Here is a 476-nt window from a genome sequence, read left to right as displayed (position 1 = left end):
CGATTGCGTTCAGCCGCGCCGTTAGGCGTCGGCTGGAACTGCGGGTTAGGCTGACAAACGCGCACTCCGTGCAAGACCACTGCAGGAATCCGGCACGCCGCAGCCCAGGAAACTTGCCCAAGCGTAGGCTTCCGCTCGGATGACCAGTCAGGCTGCACTCTGACCGCCGGGCACGGGTGATGAAGGTTGGTACGGTGTGCCTTGATGAAAGCGCATGACCCATCGGCCGTCGATACGAGACCAAACTGAACTGCGATGGGCGTACTCGACCGCGCCGTTGTACACGGCTTCCGAGTCATAGGTGATCTGTACCGTATTGACATCCAACACGCGCAACTGCAAGTTCGGCAGGGGCAGCCTCGCTTGGATGGGCGAGGCGTCAGTGCAAATGATTTGCTCGCGCGAGTAGGTTCGTCCGGACCTCCCGAACTCCACGAAGTCCGAAGCGAATCGCTGTTCTTGAAATGTCAGGTCGA

1 protein-coding gene is annotated in these 476 nt (G+C 59.9%); it reads right to left on the bottom strand.

Annotated features, from left to right (window positions below):
• Positions 1–147: 147 nt before the first annotated feature.
• Positions 148–476, bottom strand: a 329-nt coding sequence (locus B0W88_RS32265) for a DUF4440 domain-containing protein (RefSeq protein ID WP_144007170.1), incomplete at its 5' end; no start/stop codon positions are given.

It is taken from the genome of Pelomonas sp. KK5 (assembly GCF_001984095.1).
In the GTDB taxonomy this organism is placed as follows: domain Bacteria; phylum Pseudomonadota; class Gammaproteobacteria; order Burkholderiales; family Burkholderiaceae_C; genus KK5.
The sequence above is the reverse complement of the archived record's forward strand: the minus strand, read 5'-3'. Positions and strand labels throughout refer to the sequence as shown.